This window comes from Paraburkholderia sp. RL18-085-BIA-A (assembly GCF_046027075.1).
Classification (GTDB): Bacteria; Pseudomonadota; Gammaproteobacteria; order Burkholderiales; family Burkholderiaceae; genus Paraburkholderia.
The window spans coordinates 1-16,771 of record NZ_JARESU010000160.1; the positions used below are offsets into that span (position 1 = coordinate 1).

Sequence of the window (16,771 nt, forward strand, 5' to 3'; positions counted from 1 at the left end):
TTTTAGATGTCAGGGCTTTTTAGAAATGTCCGGTTCTGGCTCATTAGAAATGTCTGGTTTCCTGCTCCGGGCTGGCTGCTGTGGCGCATGCTGCGGCATCACAGCCAGCCCGGAGCCAGACCATGAACGGACGTGGATTCATCACGATCAGCATGCACGAGCTCGAGCGCGTGAAGATCATCGAGGCGGTCGTCCAGCATCGCCTGACGATCGTACTGGCGGCTGAACGGCTGCAGCTGTGTGAGCGTCAGGTCAGCCGGCTGGTGCGGCGCTACGAGGCCGCCGGACCGGCCGGGCTCGTCTCGGCGCGGCGTGGCCAGCCCAGCAACCGCGAACTGCCCGTCGATCTGCGGGCGCGCGCGATGGCGCTGGTGCGTGAGCGCTATGCCGATTTTGGCCCGACGCTGGCGTGCGAGAAGCTCGCCGAGTGTCATGGCGTGATGCTGGCAAAGGAAACCGTGCGGCGCTGGATGCGTGAGGCCGGGCTGTGGATTCCCCGCAGACAGCGGCCACCGAAGCTGCATCAGCCGAGAAACCGCCGCGCGTGCCTGGGTGAGCTGGTGCAGATCGATGGCAGCGATCACCGGTGGTTCGAGGAACGCGCGCCGGCCTGTACGCTGCTGGTGTTCATCGACGATGCAACGGGCCGGCTGATGGCACTGCACTTTACGGCGACCGAATCGACCTTCAGCTACTTCGAGGCGATGCGCGCGTACCTTGAGCAGCATGGCAAGCCGGTTGCGCTGTACAGCGACAAGGCCAGCGTCTTTCATTGCAACAGTCATTCCGTGACGCCTGGCAAGGGCGTGACGCAGTTTGGCCGCGCGCTATACGAGCTGAATGTGGATACGTTCTGCGCCAATAGCAGCCAGGCCAAGGGTCGCGTGGAACGCGCCAATCTGACGTTGCAGGATCGCCTCGTGAAGGAGTTGCGGCTGCGTGGGATCAGCACGAAGGAGGCGGCCAACGCTTACGCGCCCCACTTCATTGCCGACTTTAACGGCCGGTTCGGCAAGGTGCCCAGGAGCACGTTCGATTCGCACCGGCCGCTGCGGGCGGATGACGATCTTGACCTGATCCTGACGTGTCGCGTGCCGCGGCGCGTGTCGAAGGTGCTGACGGTGCAGTACGACCGGGTGATCTATCTGCTGGAAGACACGGTGGCAAACCGCAGCCTCATTCACAACTATCTGGACGTGTTCGAGTATCCGGACGGACGCATCGAGATCCGGGTCAATGGCGCTGCCCTGCCCTGTGTCCGCTACGACCGGCTCTCGGAGATTGACCAGGCCGCGGTGGTCGACAACAAGCGGCTGGGACACACGTTGCAGCTCGCGCAGGTGATCCAGGCGCAGCGCGATGACAGGCGTGCATCAGGCTCGCCATCGAGAACGAACCAGGGTGAAGCGCCGCGGCCGAAGGAGCGCAAGGTGGGCACCCGCAAGCAACGCGAACTGACCCGGGAGCAGTTGAATGAAGCGATTCTGGGAACTGCCGGAATGCGGGTTGGCTCGGTGCTTGAAAGCCCTCTAACATAGAGATTTCTGAACCTCAGAACCGGACATTTCTAAAAAGTCCCAACCCGGACATTTCAGAATGGCCTTGACATTAGATGTGGGAGCTTTTTAGTAATGTCCGATTTAGGCTAATTAGAAATGTCCGATTTCCGCCCTGAGGCGCACGCTGTCGCGATGCGTTGACCCAGGGGGCAATCATGAATGGGCATGGCCTGATCACGGCAACCATGCGCGAACTGGAACGAGTCAAGGTCATCGAGGCGGTCATTGAAGGCCGCTTGCGCTGCTTTCAGGCAGCCGAGCGGCTGGACCTCTGTGAGCGGCAGATCAGCCGGCTGTGCCGGCGTTATGAGGCCGATGGTCCAGCCGGGCTGGTGTCGGGCAAGCGTGGCAAGCCGAGCAACCGTGAGTTGCCCATCGATCTGCGTGCACGGGCCATGGCACTCGTGCGTGAGCGCTACGCCGATTTCGGACCGACACTCGCATGCGAGAAGCTGGCCGAATGTCATGGCCTGGTGCTGGCGAAGGAAACCGTGCGGCGCTGGATGCGCGATGCCGGGCTGTGGGTGCCGCGCCGGCAACGGCCACCGAAGATCCACCAGCCGCGTGCCCGGCGCGCGTGCCTCGGCGAACTGGTGCAGATCGACGGCAGCGACCACCGGTGGTTCGAGGACCGGGCGCCCGCGTGCACGCTGCTGGTGTATGTCGACGACGCCACGAGCCGGCTGATGGCGCTGCATTTCACGGCCACGGAATCGACCTTCAGCTACTTTGAGGCGACGCGGGCGTACCTCGAACGCCATGGCAAGCCGGTGGCGTTCTACAGCGATCGGGCCAGCGTATTCCGGCCAACGTACAGCCGCAACGGCGCGCGGGGCGTCACGCAGTTTGGCCGCGCGATGTACGAGCTCAATATCGACACCTTCTGCGCGAACTCAAGCCCCGCCAAGGGGCGCGTGGAACGCGCCAACCTGACGCTGCAGGACCGGCTGGTGAAGGAGCTGCGGCTGCGCGGCATCCAGACCATGGAAGCGGCAAATGCCTGGGCGCCCGCCTTCATGGCCGCCTACAACGCGCACTTCGCGAAGCCGCCGCGGAGCACGTTCGACGCGCACCGGCCGCTGCGTGACGATGAGGATCTCGACGCGATCCTGACCTGGCGGGTGATGCGCAAGGTGTCGGAATCGCTGACGGTGCTGAATGACCTCATGATCTGGCTGCTGGAGGACACACCGGCTACGCGCCGGCTGATCGGCCACTACATCGACGTCTGGGAGTACCCGGACGGTCGCATCGAACTGCGTGCCGGTGGCGTGGCGCTGCCCTGTGTGCCGTACGACAAGCTCGCGGAGATCGACCAGGGGGCGGTCGTTGAGCACAAGCGGCTCGGTTATACGCTGCAGGTCGCGCAGGCGATGCAGGCCCAACGCGATAACCGTCGTGTATCGGGCTCGCCGTCACGCACGAATCGCGGTGCGGCGGTACGCAAACCGGCAGCCTCGCCCGGCACGAAGAAGCCGCGCGCATTCACGAAGACCGATCTGAACGAAACGATCCTGCAGCTCGCCACGCAACACATAAAACAGCCAAAGGCAGCATCAAAACCAGGCCGTCGGTCTGCAAGGGCACACTGAACGGACTGACACGCCCTGCCCATTCATAAGCAGTCCTTCAACACCGCATGCGTTGAAACCCGTGAAAGACAGACTCCACACCAACCCCTGAGATCAGACATCTCTAATTAGCCCAGACCCCGACATTTCAAAAAAGCCTCGACATGTGGTCAGTTTGAAAGTGTTGCAAAGAAGCGCACCGAGTCAGCAACCTGACACACGTGTACCTCAGCCGCTACGTCAGCGATGATGGCCACGCGCCCCTGGATAACAACGTCATGGAGCGCGACATAAGGCCATTCTGCACTGGGAGAAAGTCGTGGCTCTTTAGTGACTCGGTTGCCGGTGCGAAGGCCAGCGCGATGGTCTATAGCTTGATGCTGACTTGCCGCGCTTGCGGCGTCGAGCCGTACGCATACCTGCTGCACGTGCTCACCGAACTGCCGCAGCGCCCGCCCGACGCCGACATCAGCGACCTGCTGCCGTTCAACTTCGACCAGCGCAAGCCTCTGCGGGACGCGAAGCCGCAGGATTCGACGAACACCACCTGACCTGCGAAAGCGCGCTGCTCAGGAACCGGCGCGTGCCTCGCTGCCTGCTTCGGACATCGCCGGTGTAATGACGTCGCGATGCGTCTGCGCTCGCCCCTATGAAGTCACCATCGCCAGTCGTGTCGCAGATGCCGGCGCGTGTAAGCACGACACTGTAGGTGTTCCTCTGCAGCGGGAGCAGGCCCGGGAGCCCAGTTAAAATATCGCCTTGCGTCGCTTCGCGCAGTAATCGGAGGAAACCATTCCATGACCAGGACGAACCGCAGGTCCGTTAGCATCGCCCCGGGCCACAACAAGGCCAGCCTGTCCCAAGGCCAGAAGGCATTCAACACGCTCATCCGGCAGATTGAAAAGCGGCGTCACCGTCTCGGTGCGTGGGAGGCGGTCGCGCCAGTCTTCCAGAAAAAATACACCGGCGAGTTCCTCCCACTCGAGAAGATCTGCACGGATCTGCAGGTGAAGATGGTTCATCGCCTTGAGCAGGCCTGCGACCAGAAGGGATTGACGAAATCCGAACGCCGCACGATCTCGGAGCTGATCACCGGCGTGGCCGGCGATCTGATCGAAGAGCAGGACGATGCGCAACTGAAAGCCATTTACAACAGGCATAGCCAATCCGACTACGACAGCGAAGCAGCGGCCGAACTCGAAGACATGAAGTCGGTGCTCGAGGCGATGCTCGGTGCGGAACTGGGCGACGATATCGACATGAGCTCACCGGAAGACCTGTTGCAGCGCGCGCACGCGAAAATGGAAGAGCAACACGCGCGTGAAGCTGCCGAAAATCAGACGCGAGAGGAACGCCGTTCCAAACGGAAAAAGTCGGCGAAGCAGCTCGCCGCGCAGGCGCGGCAAGAGGCGGAGCAGGCACAGCTAAGCCAGTCCATCCGCGAGGTCTATCGCAAACTTGCCAGCGCCCTTCATCCCGATCGTGAACCTGATCCTCAGGAGCGCCAGCGCAAGACCGCGCTGATGCAACGGGCCAACCAGGCTTATGGCAAAAACAATCTGTTGCAGCTGCTGGAATTGCAGCTCGAACTTGAACACATCGATCAGAGCGCGATCAACAATATCAGCGAAGACCGGCTGAAGCATTACAACGCGATCCTGAAGGAGCAACTCGGCGAACTGGATCAGGAAATCCTGCATGTCGAAGCGCGATTCAGGCACGCCTATGGAATTCCGCCATTCATTGACATATCTCCGGACACCGTCGTACGCAATCTCGCGGGCGACATCGCAGGAATTCGGCAAAGCGTACGCGACCTGGAAGAAGACCTGCTGGTGTTCGAAGACCTCAGGACACTCAAGAGCTGGCTGAAGAGTGTCAAAAGTCAGCATGCAGCGCCTCACTTTGACGAAATGCCGTTCTGAGCGACTTCGAGGTTCGTGACCCGAAAATCTCGAGCGTGCTCAAATCCGCGCTTACGTTACTGGAGCAGTGCCTGTTCGCAATGCGCGATGAAGTCACAGTGCACTCCGCTGCCCAGTAACGGCGCCCACTACGCAGAACGCGAGTGCGCGAATCCTCAGCTTGCGGATGGTCACGGCCCCGCTCCATTGTCGATCGGATGACCCTGTCCGGATATGCATCGAGTCCGGATGCCAGTCATGATGTTAGCCCGCAACGAGTGCGGCAGCGAGAGTGCCGCAACCGGTCAGCTTCACACTACCGACGTCGACGGGCGCTGTTCCGACCCACAACGGCCCCTCAGCCTAGTGCTAACGAGCGGCCGTAGCTCGGCCTTTTGCGGACGTTCCGCTCTCTCGTATTGGGGCCGTTTGACTATTTCCGGATCTGGAATGACGTGGCAAAAATCAAATGACATCTCGTTCGAACTGCCAAAGGCCGCTCGCTCAAGCCGTTCCCAGGCGAAGGTGCAGGTGAAATGGAGCGTGCATCAGTTTCACTACTTGGACCCAATCAGAAAGCTTGCTGATGAGTTCGTGTGTGAGGGGTATGGCTAGTTTCTATCGACCCTCTCGGACCGGAAGCGCTAGCGAGCACGGCTCCCTTCGGTACGGAGGCGTTGGCCGACCACCTCTTGCATTCGATGCGGACTGCGGCCCGGATAGCCATTCGAAGCAATCGCTGCGGGCCGAGGCGCAGGACAAATCACCCGATGGAACGGGAATGCCAACCTGGAGCGCCGGGTGTTGGACCTTGACCGCTACCGTACAGACGTACCCTTTCCGCCGTGAGAGTCTGGCTTTTGTGCGTGCAGCGGCGATTTGCGAGTCGCCCTCTGGGGTAGGCATTCGCCCACCACCGGTAGCCAGCAGAGCCCGGCCGGTCCTATGAGGTACGAGCGCCAGATGCGACGGCGCATTGCGCTGGAGGGCCGCGCGGTAATCATTTGATGACGGTATGAGGGGAAAATCATGGCAAAGCGTCTCCCGTGGCTTGCGTTGGTGCTGGCGCTCCTGTTGGTGAGTGGCGCCATCGCTCAATCCCCGATGATGGACATGGTCGCCAACAAGGTTGTTCAAAAGTACCAGCAATCGAGTTGCGAACAACTGTGGCAGGAGAGAGCCGAGAAACAGGGCCGGCCTAAGCCCGAGAGAGAGCAACAGGCCGTGCAGATGCTGCACAACGATCCACAGATGCGCGCCGCGTTCATCGACAGGGTAGCAGCTCCAATCGCCAACAAGATGTTTGAATGCGGCATGATTCCCTGATCGCCGTCGGGGTGTTACTAGAGATTGAACCAGCGGCATTGCAGCGCGACGGAGACGTCTGCAAATTGCCGCCGACGCGCGATAGCAGCCCACGCCGCCACACAAGCTTCGCAGACCACTTAGCAGCGAGCGGAACTGGCAGCGTGACGCCATAGCGCACACTACGCGATTTTGTACTGACCACAACAGGAGGAGGCCATGAAAATTCTAGTTGTGTTGGCATGTGTAATGCTGTCTTCCAGCGCATTCGCGAACTGCACCACGAACGCGCGCGGCATGACCGAATGCAACAACGGACAGACGGCCGGCGCCTATAACCCGAACACGGGTAACGCCGTGACGGCTCAAAAGAATCAGAACGGCGTGACGACGACCCAGACAAGCAAGGGCGGAGAGGCCAAGACGGAAAACGGAAAGGGCGTATATAAAAGCCCGAGTGGAAAGACTTGTTACAAGAGCGCCAACAGTCAGGGATGCAATTGAAAATATAAGGATGCGATGCGGATGCGGAATGGGTCAGCGCGACGGAGAGGGCAAGCGGGGAATCGCGTCGACGAAGGCGACACGGCGGCTGGGCAGCGCCGCGGGCCTATTGACTGAGATGAGAGAGTGCGACCTGCGCCGGCGCGCGCCCGCGCTGTTCCCGAATTTGTTCCCGAGCGGTGCTGCGAGACCAATACCGGGAAAACACATGAACAAAGGTGCCGTGCGTCGGACCATCGTCCTGATGCTTGCTCTCGCGTGCAACGTCGCAGGGGCAGGGGCGCCACCACAAATCATCCTCCAATGCAGCTCCGGGTATCAATCGACGGGGGGTATCAACGCTCCGGAAGACGCAGCCGTCCCGCCGCAAGCCACGCGTGTAAAGGGGACGTACACGGTTGAAGGTAATGAGGTCGTCGCGAGTGGCGAAGGAAACTTCGCGGACGAACGCTATACCCTGTGCCGCGCCAGCAGCACAAATTATGTCTTTTCGACGGACTGCACAGCCCAGCGCTTTCAGTACATCGCGGATTGGCTCAACGCAACGGACCTCAACAGCGTCGACCAGTTTGAGAAGAAGCACAAGAACAGTGCTTACGGATTGGACACCATCATTATCGATCGCGTAAACCCGCACGTGGACGAGGAAAAATTGACCAACCACATGCGGCCAGTCTACGACGCGAAGAACAAGAAGGCCGTTGTACGGCCCTTTCTAGTCTCGTTCCGTTATGTAGGCGATTGCAGCGTCGTCAAACCAAAACTCTAGCGGCCTGCCCTATCAGGATCAGTTTGGCTTTAGAGCGAGTTATGACAGCGTCAAACGTTTCGCACGCGCCCTCCGTCACATCGAACCCGAACAGTTCGACCGCCTCGAGTTCGCGCCTGGTCCAACGAATGGCAGTTGTTAGCGGTCGAGCCGACGTCCAAATGTCTGCGCAATGGCGTGGATGAACGGCCGCAGTTGGCCGAGGCTGTGTCAAAACGGAAAATCGCAAGGTTTTGAAGGGTCGCTTTACCATTGCCGACACTCGCCGAAGCCGTTGTAGGCCTTTCTCGCAAGCCGGTTTCGACAGCGCTCGAATGAAGCGCACGTTTTGACACAGCCTCGGCCGGTCTCTGCCCGTCACCTCCTTCCGTTCCCCGCGTTATCGCGGCGATCCACCCGGTCGGCCGTGGCGACACTCTGGCCAGTCGTGGTACCACCGTGCGCACGCCTCGAAGGAAGTCCCCCTGGGGGGACAGCAACATCACGTCGAGCGGATGGTGAAGGCGCTTTAGCACCCGAGCGATAGCGAGACCAAACGGCTTTCGCGGTGTTTGCGTCTTCGTCATCGGCGAGCCAAATCATATTTTCCGCATCGAATCCTACCCCTCGCGCTCTGCGATAGAACCCGAAACACTTCTTCCGCAGTCAGAGCCTCCCGTTTTCCCCTTCAGGATGCCGCAGCCTGCCCGCAGTCTTCCAATGCTTGCAGAAACGTCGAACTCCACCAGTGCACATCGAACTTGCGGATCCGGTCAAGAAGTGATTCGTGCCGGCTGATCCGCTCATCAAGCGACATCGTCAATGCCCGCTGAATGGCCTGCGCCGTGCCTTGCGTATCATATGGATTGACCAGCAGCGCTTCTTTCAATTGCTCCGCGGCGCCGGCAAAACGCGAAAGCACCAGCATGCCGGGGTCGGCAGGATCCTGCGCGGCGATGAACTCCTTCGCAACCAGGTTCATGCCGTCCCGCAATGGTGTAACGAGCGCCACGCGACTCGCACGATAGAGGCCCGGCAACCGCTTGCGGGCCACGCTGCGGTGAATGTAGCGCACCGGCATCCAGTCCAGTTCGCCAACGTCGCCGTTGATCTCGCCACACAGGCTATCCATCTGGCGCCGCAGATCATCATAGGCTCCCACGTCCTCGCGACTCGGGGAAGCGATCTGGATCAGCGTCGCGCTGTTGCGATTTTCCGGGTAGTACGTCAGCAGTTCACGGAAAGCATGGACGCGTTGCGGCAGCCCCTTCGAGTAGTCGAGCCGGTCGACGCCCACCAGCAAACGCCGCCGGGAATATTCGTCGCGCATCCGGCCGAACATGTCGCGACCTTCCTTGGAGTCGGCAAGACGAATGAAGTCGTCAACGTCAATACCGATGGGATACGCGCCGACCCGCAGTGTGCGATTGAACGCCCGAAGGCGGTCTGGACTCAACCGTTGCGCCTGGGCTTCGGATTCAACGTAATGAGAAAAGTGCGTCAAGTCCGCTTCGCTCTGGAAGCCGACCAGATCGTATGCAAAGAGCGAGCGCATCAGCCATTCGTGTTCCGGGATCGCTGCCATGATCAGCGGCGGCGGCATCGGAATATGCAGGAAGAAGCGATGTGGTTGGTACACCCCATTGCGCGCAACTCGGCCGCAAGCGGGATCAGATGGTAGTCGTGAACCCAGATGAGATCGTCCGGTTTCAAGAGTGGCAGCAACTTGTGCGCGAACAACTGGTTCACCCGGCGGTAGCCCGCTGCGAATCGTGTGTCGAAATTGGCCAGGTCCAGCCGGTAGTGAAACACCGACCACAAGACATCGTTCGCGTAACCCAGATAATACGTGTCGTGATCTTCCCGGCTCAGGTCAAGGGTCGCAAGCGTTACGTTTCCAGCCGTTTGGATTTGAACTTCACCATGGCCGGCCTTTGCGCTGTCCCCTGCTTCGCGGATCTTGCCGCTCCAGCCAAACCAGAGACCTCCGGTCTGTTGCAGGCTCTCCCGTACCGCCACGGCGAGTCCACCCGCAGCAGGCTTGCGAAGATCGGCAGTGCGATTTGAAACGACGACGAGACGACTCATGAAGTCCTTCTTCTGTTGCGTTCAGGTCGCGACACCTGGCGAGGCAAATAGGGAAATCACGTCACCCAGCCTGCGCACGACGAACGTGATCTGCGTTTGTCGGGATCAGCACCGCAACGGCGGAACCCCACTCGTTTCTCAATGAAGCGTCAAACTAGCGGTGCGACCAGCTATGCCGGGCAAGGATCACTTTCGGATGGGACCAGTTTACTATGTCGTCAGCGCACACTCGCGCCCGCGCTTCAACTGCACAGTTCGCCTAGGAAAATGCAGCGTCGCCACGACGAAAAATGATCCGGACTCGACGTGACGCTTGCTCTTGATTTGCAACGCCGTCTACGTGAACGCGACATCGCCCGGGAGACGATTTTAGTGGTCCACTGCCGGATGCGGTCGACAGTAGACGACCCCTCAACCGCCGTTGGAGTCTGCGCCACGTCAACGGCCGGCTTCCAGGGGCATAACGGCCATCACAACGGTGCTTTTGCTAACGGTGCTCCCGGCTGAAAAGATGCAACTGGCCGAGATTCGCCACTCATCAACGCTGAGCCCATCAACGCGCGGCGTCATGCGTAGGCGGGGTTAATGATTGAACCAGCGGTACTGCAGCGCCACCGAAAAGGTCTGGAAATTGCCGCCGACGCGGGTTAGCAGCCCCTGCGACCATGCCAGTTTCGCAGACCATCGCACAGCAAGCGGAATCGACAGCGTGACACCGTAGCGCAGGCTACTCTGCAGATCCTGATCCTCGATGCCATTGACGCTCGTCCGGCCGCCGGTGAAATACGTCACATCCGCGGCGAGCCAAAGCCCGGGCTTCCAGTTGTAGCCTGCGTGCCCCTGGAATGTGGGCATGGGAGCCTGGCTGCGCCGCCGTCCGCCGAAAAAATCATCATTGTCGGTATATATCCACACGCCCGCCGTACCCTCGACGAACCAGTTGCCAAATGGTTGGGATATTCCAATATCTGGCTTGACCGACCAACGGTTCGCTCCCACATTGATAAGACGTGACGGCATGTACTGTCCCGTCGGCGCCACAACGGTCAAACTGGCGCCAACGATGGTGGATGGGGTGCGGCGGGCGAACTCTTCCGGTGTGAGCGCAGGATCGCCCAGCAGATTCACCGCAAACCTGAACCGCACGTCGCCCAGCCCTGACCGGTAGGCATTCTCAGGCACGCCCATGACATTGCCGGTCACGTTCGCATTGGCGTACGGCATTGACATCGCGACGCTCGCGGTGTGCCCCGCGATTCCGAAGCTGTGCGAATAGCCGAGCGACCATGTATTGATGGTCGCGTGCACGTTATTAATTGGAAGCGACGGGTCGAACGAGAAACCACCGCTCGACCGAGCATAATCCAGCACTACGAAGTTTGTGCCGACCGGAACAGCCGAATAACTGCGCGGCTCCATTTCCTGCCCACGGGCCAGCGCAAACCAGAGCAGCGCGGCGCACGCCAGCGCGTGCCGAAAGCGACTCACGGAGCGGGAGGTCGCGTTGAATCCCCGGAGATCGTCAGTCCGGTCTATAGGATTCGATCCGATCGGCGCTCCCGGCGGTTTCATGACCGTCATCCATTGTCGATCGCGGGCAGAGCGACAGGCGGGCGTCCGTTGCAAGCGCAATCATGAATGATATGGCGACCTGACAGGAAATGGGCCGAACGATCGCGACTCACCCTCAGGGGTGCCCGGCTAACCCGTCACGATTGCGTCCCGCCATGAACGTGCATCTTGTCGGTTCACGTCAATAGTGACGTGGGTGGTCCCTTAAGACAATTGCACTTTGGTCCTATGGTCGGGACGCCGACAGACAATTCCGGTCCATCCTGCATTCGCGGATACGTAGATTCGTGCGTTCGAGGAAAACGGTCGAAACCAGGTGGCGCGAAGTGATCCCAACGCGATCGCGCTTCAGCAGGCAAACCTCATCGAAATCGTCTCGGCCGCTCGCGACGACGAAAGATTCCGGCTGACGCAAGCAGGGACTCAACTGCTCCACCGTCTCGGCATGATGTCTAGCGACGCGAAGAAAAGCAGCTATCGGTCCGCTCATTGGCAATCTGCCCCGCGCTTTTCTTGCGAGGGAATAGGACCTTGGTCCGATATCGGACTTCTCACGAGTCGCATAGAGAGGTGGCGCCGTTTGTTCAGACAGTCTTCATGTGATTTAAGATGGAGACTACTGGACGTCACGCTGCAGTTTTGATCGCAGGCAGCATCGCGAAGTAAGCTTCATCTGGCGTGCGGTCTGCCAGCGTCTCACCGCGCAGTGCGCGAAATGAAGGCTGACGAGTCGCTGCCGAAGGAGACGACTTTGCGATCGTCGAAGTAATTGAACAACTTGATCGAGCAGAACCATCACAACATCAGGTCCAGGATCAACGCAATGCTCGGCTTCTAACGCTTCGGAAATGCAGCCACTACGATCGCCGGCATCAAACTGATGCATCGCATTCGAAAAGGCAGTTCGATTTCGCGAACATGCGCCTCAAAGATACTACCGCGCCGGCTGTCTGGAACGCAGTCCTTTCCGCTCGATGAGGTAGCGGCGACTAGGCCGCTTTTCGCTCGCCGCTGAAATTTGCACCAGAGCCCTTATTGCCATGCTATCAAGTTCGGGCAACGTTGGTGAACAGTCACAATACGTAAAGCGTTCTGCCTACCGTGGGTGCTCACCGACGGTGTTTTCCTGATCGCACCCAAGTCGGTCCGCGATATCTCGGGCGAACGCCTCAGCCTGCGCGCGATAATCCGGTTTGAGGCTGGCCGAGGGGATTCGTATCCCGAGGTAACGTGGTCGATCTTCGCCTGTTTCCAGGAAGCTCAACAGTGAAAGCATCGACATGATCTGACCACCAGCATGTACAAAGTGAGTGCCGGTGATGAACGAGCCTCCCTGCGCCATTCCGAGTCTCTGCATCGTCCTCAGATTGAAGCCCCAATATCGGCGGCACACCACGTAAACAGAGAATCGAGTCCCGTTCAATAGTTTTGCCGCAGCCTCTGATTTTAGAAACGAGCGTACAGGCATGGAGGTGGTCAGCCACCAAGTTGGTGAGCCGATACAGATAAAGTCATAATCGCCGGCGATCGCGGATGGAGAAATGTGGAAACTGCCAGTAGCCTTGCGCGCCTGTGCAGGGAGCATCGAGAACAGGTCGAGAAAGACCCGACGGAAGGGGAACCTCGAAAACCGCTGGGCATAACGAGGCTCCGTGAAATCAATCTTCGCAAGAGTAATTTCGCAGCCTCGCCCACGCAAAACGTTGGCCATCGCCTCAGCAACCATGCCTGTTTGCTGACTGAACGTGTAGTACACGAACAAAACCTTGGGACCGGTTGAGACCATGTTGAGCTCCTATCCGCCAACCGCTTTATCAAATCCTATCGCAACACCACTGTTTTCGTTGCGTCCTGTAGCGACGGCCGATGCACCCGGTGGCCATCCTGCTCAAACGAGTGGGGCGGTCCTGTCGATGAAGGGCACTTTTGCCCGTGGGTCGTTGCGCAAGAACGCTATGGCTTTTTTGTCCATCGTTGACGGCGGCTCGCTCCGTTGCACCCGCAGCTGCTCACGGAGCGCCGTCTGGTACTTCTTGATCTCGTTGTCGGACGCATGGTCCAGGAGCATGACCTGAGAAGCCTCGGCGCCTGCGACGATCGAGGATGAAATAAACACTTCTATACGGATTGGTTTGCTTGCGTTGAGATCCTTGTGAAACACGGTGATTTGAGATCCGCGGGAGGCACGCCGATGCATGCCGGACGGCACCGCACGCGACGGCGCCACCTCCTCGACCGTCGCTTTCCGTCCTAGTCTTTCGCTTTGGCTATCGCTTCCTGCGCCTTCTTCTGGTCGGCCGTAGTCAACTGCATCGGGCCGAGGCTGACGGCGAGCCTTTCGATCTTGCCGTTGAATGCGAACGGCACCTGGTAGTCCTTTTCGTTCACTGACGTGCGGGTGTCGACCCCAACGTCGAAGGTCTCGTCAGCCACCTGCAGGAATGCGATCGAGTTGGGCTGCTTCTGCGTGGCGACCACGTTGCCGTCCACTTTCAGCACACCGGTGCCGCCCTTCGCGATGCCGGGGCCGTCATACGTGTAATCGAACACGATCGTGTGCTTGCCCGGCGTGAGCACGTCCGGTCCTTCCCAGCGGTACTGGGCGAGGACGAGCATGTTGTAGTTGAACACCGGCTTGCCTTTGAGCAGATAAAGTCCGTATCCGCCGAAGCGCCCACCCATGGTGACGAGCATTCCGTCGCCCCCGCCCTGAGGCACATCGACCACGGCGGTAATCGTGTATGACCTGCCCAGGATGTTCGGTGCGTTACTGGAATTGATGCCGGCGTTCACACCTGAATAGGCAAATTCCGTCTTGCCGGCCGTCGCACTCGGCCGCGGCGCGAGCGCCCTCGCAAACGTATCGTTGTTCAGCGGAAGCACGTTGTACTTGGCCGCCTCCCGCAAGAATAGCGCCTGCATTTCTTTCAACTTGCCAGGCATCTTCGCCGCGAGGTCGTTGGCCTGCGAGTAATCCTCGGTGAGGTGATACAACTCCCACTTGTAGTCGGCGGGCGCGGGCAAGGGCGCGTTCAATATCCAGGGCCCATGGGGGGGCGTCGTGTTGGCGTACCAGCCGTCGTGATAGATCCCGCGGTTGGCGATCATTTCGAAGTATTGGGTGGTGCGCTTTGAGGGCGCCGCTGCGTTCGCCTTGTCAAAGGTGTATGCCATGCTCACGCCTTCGATCGGCTTTTGCCTGATGCCGTTGACCATCTGCGGCGCCTTGACGCCCGCAGCTTCGAGGATCGTGGGCACGATGTCGATGATGTGATGGAACTGGTGGCGGATGCCACCGGCGTCCTTGATGCGCTCCGGCCACGAGATCGCCATTCCCTGCCTCGTGCCGCCAAAGTGCGACGCGATCTGCTTGGTCCACTTAAACGGCGTGTCGAACGCCCACGCCCACGCGACCGCCATGTGCGGGTAGGTCGCCGCCGAGCCCCAGGCGTCGTAGAACTTGAGTTGCTCGGCGACCGGGAAATCCAGCACGCCGTTGTACGCCGTCCACTGGTTGGGCGTGCCATGCAGTGTGCCCTCGGGGCTGGTGCCGTTGTCACCGACAATGTAGATAATCAGCGTGTTGTCGAGTTTGCCCATGTCCTCGACCTGCTGAATGACGCGGCCGATTTCGTGGTCGGTATAGGCCGCGTAGCCTGCGAATACCTCGGCTTGCCTGTCGAAGAGTTTCTTCTCGTCGGCCGACAGCGTCTCCCACTTCGGCAGGCTATCGGGCCAGTCGGTCAGCTTCGCATTCGCGGGAATCACCCCCAGCCGCTTCTGGTTGGCAAAGATCTCCTCGCGCATGGCGTTCCAGCCCGTATCGAACTTGCCCTTGAACTTGTCGCTCCACTCCTTCGTCGGCTGGTGCGGTGAGTGGGTTCCCCCCGGAGCGTAATAGACGAAGAACGGCTGGTCGGGCGCCGCGGCATTGAGTTCCTTCATGTAGTGGATCGCCTCGTCCGCCATGTTGGTGGTGAGGTTGTAGCCGGGCTTGCCGATCCACGGGAAGATCTGCCTGTTGTTCTGGAACAGAAAAGGTGTCCACTGGTCGGTCTCGCCGCCCAGGAAGCCGTAGAAGTAGTCGAAACCCATGCCAGACGGCCACTGATCGAAGGGGCCTGCGACGGTGTACTGGTAGGCCGGCGTGTTGTGGTTCTTGCCGAACCACGACGTCGCGTAACCGTTGTCTTTGAGGATCCTGCCGATCGTCGCATTATCCGGACCGATGACAGAGTCATAACCCGGAAAACCTGTGGACAGCTCGGTGATCACACCGAAGCCCACCGAGTGGTGGTTCCGGCCGGTGATCAGCGCCGCCCGGGTGGGTGAGCATAGTGCCGTCGAATTGAACTCGGTGTAGCGCAGCCCCGTCTTCGCGATGCGGTCCAGCGCGGGCGTCGGGATGACGCCACCAAAGGTGCCACTAACGCCATAGCCCTGATCGTCGGTCATGATCAGCAGGACGTTGGGGGCACGCTTGGGCGGCACGACGCGCGGTGGCCACCAGGGCGTGGAGTCCGTAGCGTTCTCCTTTATCACGCCGCCGAATCTTGGGGGCGGCGGTGGAAGCTGGCTCCCTTCCACGGTCGTCGTCGCGCTGGGCGAACCGGGAGTGCCGATGATCTGCTGGGCCGTTGCTCCGGTCGTAAGAGCTGCACTGAGTAGAAGGCCCAATGACAGCACACTCGCAATTCTAATCATGCCGCTCTCCTGTACTGAGCCGCTTTCAGGATCAATGCGCGCCACTCTGAGGCATGAGTAGCGCGCACGTTAAACGCAAGCCAGATTCGAAAAGTACCTATGAGCCAGGAGATACCGTCAAGTCTGGTGTATGAGTGATTTGATGGCCATCGATTTCAAGCGGCTAGTTTCTGCTGAACCGGTCGATCGTCTTGCACCGGTTCGCCGTCCTTGAAGGTAATACCCTCCAGCAACAGCTTGATCTTTTCCGGGCCGTTGATACGGCGCCAGGTTTTCTCGGCTTCTTCGATCAGCTTGAATGCGAGACCAAGGAAGGTTGGTCGCGACACGCAGTTGCGCGTACGCGTCGTACGGTGACGCACCGTCGCGAACGTCGATTCGATCGCATTGGTGGTACGCAGGTGCTGCCAATGTTCGGCGGGGAAGTTGTAGAAGGCCAGCAGGCTCTCCCGGTCCTTCTTCAACGTTTCCGTCGCCTTCGGATATTTCGCCGCGTAGACCGACACGAAACGATCGAACGCGGTGTGGGCCTCGTCGCGTGTTGCAGCCATCCAGATCGCCTGCATGTCGGCCTTCGCGCGACCCTGTTGCGACTTCGGCAGCGCATTGAGTACATTTCCCATTTTGTGAAACCAGCAGCGCTGGCCGCGCGTGTCGGGAAACACTTCCTCAAGGGCCGCCCAGAAGCCCATTGCGCCATCGCCGACTGCCAGCAGCGGACCGGCCTGCAGGCCACGCGCTTTCAGGTCGAGCAAAAGCTCAAGCCACGAGGCCTTCGTCTCGCGATACCCATCGCCGATCGCCACGCGCTCTTTA

General features: G+C 59.9%; 11 protein-coding genes and 3 pseudogenes. 8 read left to right on the forward strand and 6 right to left on the reverse strand.

From position 1 onward, the window contains the following. Positions 1 to 122 precede the first annotated feature (122 nt). The 7 genes and pseudogenes from P0D89_RS45015 to P0D89_RS45045 all read left to right on the forward strand — a co-directional run bounded on the left by P0D89_RS45015 (position 123) and on the right by P0D89_RS45045 (position 7,612). The gene (locus P0D89_RS45015) at positions 123 to 1,538 is read left to right on the forward strand and encodes an ISNCY family transposase (protein ID WP_408368596.1); all 1,416 of its coding nucleotides are present in this window, start codon (positions 123 to 125) and stop codon (positions 1,536 to 1,538) included. Between the two features lie 176 nt (positions 1,539 to 1,714). Continuing rightward, positions 1,715 to 3,151 carry an ISNCY family transposase gene (locus P0D89_RS45020; RefSeq protein ID WP_408368594.1) on the forward strand — a complete coding sequence of 479 codons (1,437 nt, stop codon included), beginning with the start codon at positions 1,715 to 1,717 and terminating at the stop codon, positions 3,149 to 3,151. Between the two features lie 203 nt (positions 3,152 to 3,354). After that, positions 3,355 to 3,681 (forward strand): annotated as a pseudogene (locus P0D89_RS45025) (transposase domain-containing protein); the annotation flags it as partial. 246 nt (positions 3,682 to 3,927) lie between these two features. Continuing rightward, the gene (locus P0D89_RS45030) at positions 3,928 to 5,055 is read left to right on the forward strand and encodes a molecular chaperone DnaJ (RefSeq protein WP_408368592.1); all 1,128 of its coding nucleotides are present in this window, start codon (positions 3,928 to 3,930) and stop codon (positions 5,053 to 5,055) included. A gap of 1,008 nt (positions 5,056 to 6,063) precedes the next feature. Beyond that, positions 6,064 to 6,360 carry a hypothetical protein gene (locus tag P0D89_RS45035; protein WP_408368590.1) on the forward strand — a complete coding sequence of 99 codons (297 nt, stop codon included), beginning with the start codon at positions 6,064 to 6,066 and terminating at the stop codon, positions 6,358 to 6,360. Positions 6,361 to 6,558: 198 nt separating this feature from the next. Continuing rightward, on the forward strand, positions 6,559 to 6,843 hold the full coding sequence (locus P0D89_RS45040; RefSeq protein WP_408368588.1) for a hypothetical protein: 285 nt from the start codon (positions 6,559 to 6,561) through the stop codon (positions 6,841 to 6,843). 28 nt (positions 6,844 to 6,871) lie between these two features. Next, the gene (locus P0D89_RS45045) at positions 6,872 to 7,612 is read left to right on the forward strand and encodes a hypothetical protein (RefSeq protein WP_408368586.1); all 741 of its coding nucleotides are present in this window, start codon (positions 6,872 to 6,874) and stop codon (positions 7,610 to 7,612) included. A 667-nt stretch (positions 7,613 to 8,279) separates the two neighbouring features. Here P0D89_RS45045 and P0D89_RS45050 read toward each other — a convergent pair. Both P0D89_RS45050 and P0D89_RS45055 read right to left on the reverse strand, forming a co-directional pair. Next, a pseudogene (locus tag P0D89_RS45050) lies at positions 8,280 to 9,679 on the reverse strand (alpha,alpha-trehalose-phosphate synthase (UDP-forming)). Positions 9,680 to 10,261: 582 nt separating this feature from the next. Beyond that, positions 10,262 to 11,251 (reverse strand): transporter, encoded by a 990-nt coding sequence (locus tag P0D89_RS45055; RefSeq protein ID WP_408378664.1) that lies wholly within the window; start codon positions 11,249 to 11,251, stop codon positions 10,262 to 10,264. Between the two features lie 682 nt (positions 11,252 to 11,933). Here P0D89_RS45055 and P0D89_RS45060 point away from each other — a divergent pair. Next, a pseudogene (locus P0D89_RS45060) lies at positions 11,934 to 12,229 on the forward strand (DDE-type integrase/transposase/recombinase); the annotation flags it as partial. A 118-nt stretch (positions 12,230 to 12,347) separates the two neighbouring features. Here P0D89_RS45060 and P0D89_RS45065 read toward each other — a convergent pair. The 4 genes from P0D89_RS45065 to P0D89_RS45080 form a co-directional block, all read right to left on the reverse strand. After that, entirely contained in the window at positions 12,348 to 13,037 is a 690-nt protein-coding gene (locus P0D89_RS45065; protein ID WP_408368582.1) for a flavodoxin family protein, read from the reverse strand. Between the two features lie 102 nt (positions 13,038 to 13,139). Next, on the reverse strand, positions 13,140 to 13,412 hold the full coding sequence (locus P0D89_RS45070) for a hypothetical protein (RefSeq protein WP_408368580.1): 273 nt from the start codon (positions 13,410 to 13,412) through the stop codon (positions 13,140 to 13,142). Positions 13,413 to 13,501: 89 nt separating this feature from the next. Next, on the reverse strand, positions 13,502 to 15,955 hold the full coding sequence (locus tag P0D89_RS45075) for an arylsulfatase (RefSeq protein WP_408378667.1): 2,454 nt from the start codon (positions 15,953 to 15,955) through the stop codon (positions 13,502 to 13,504). Between the two features lie 155 nt (positions 15,956 to 16,110). Continuing rightward, a partial coding sequence (locus P0D89_RS45080; protein WP_408378669.1) for an IS256 family transposase occupies positions 16,111 to 16,771 on the reverse strand: 661 nt, incomplete at its 5' end.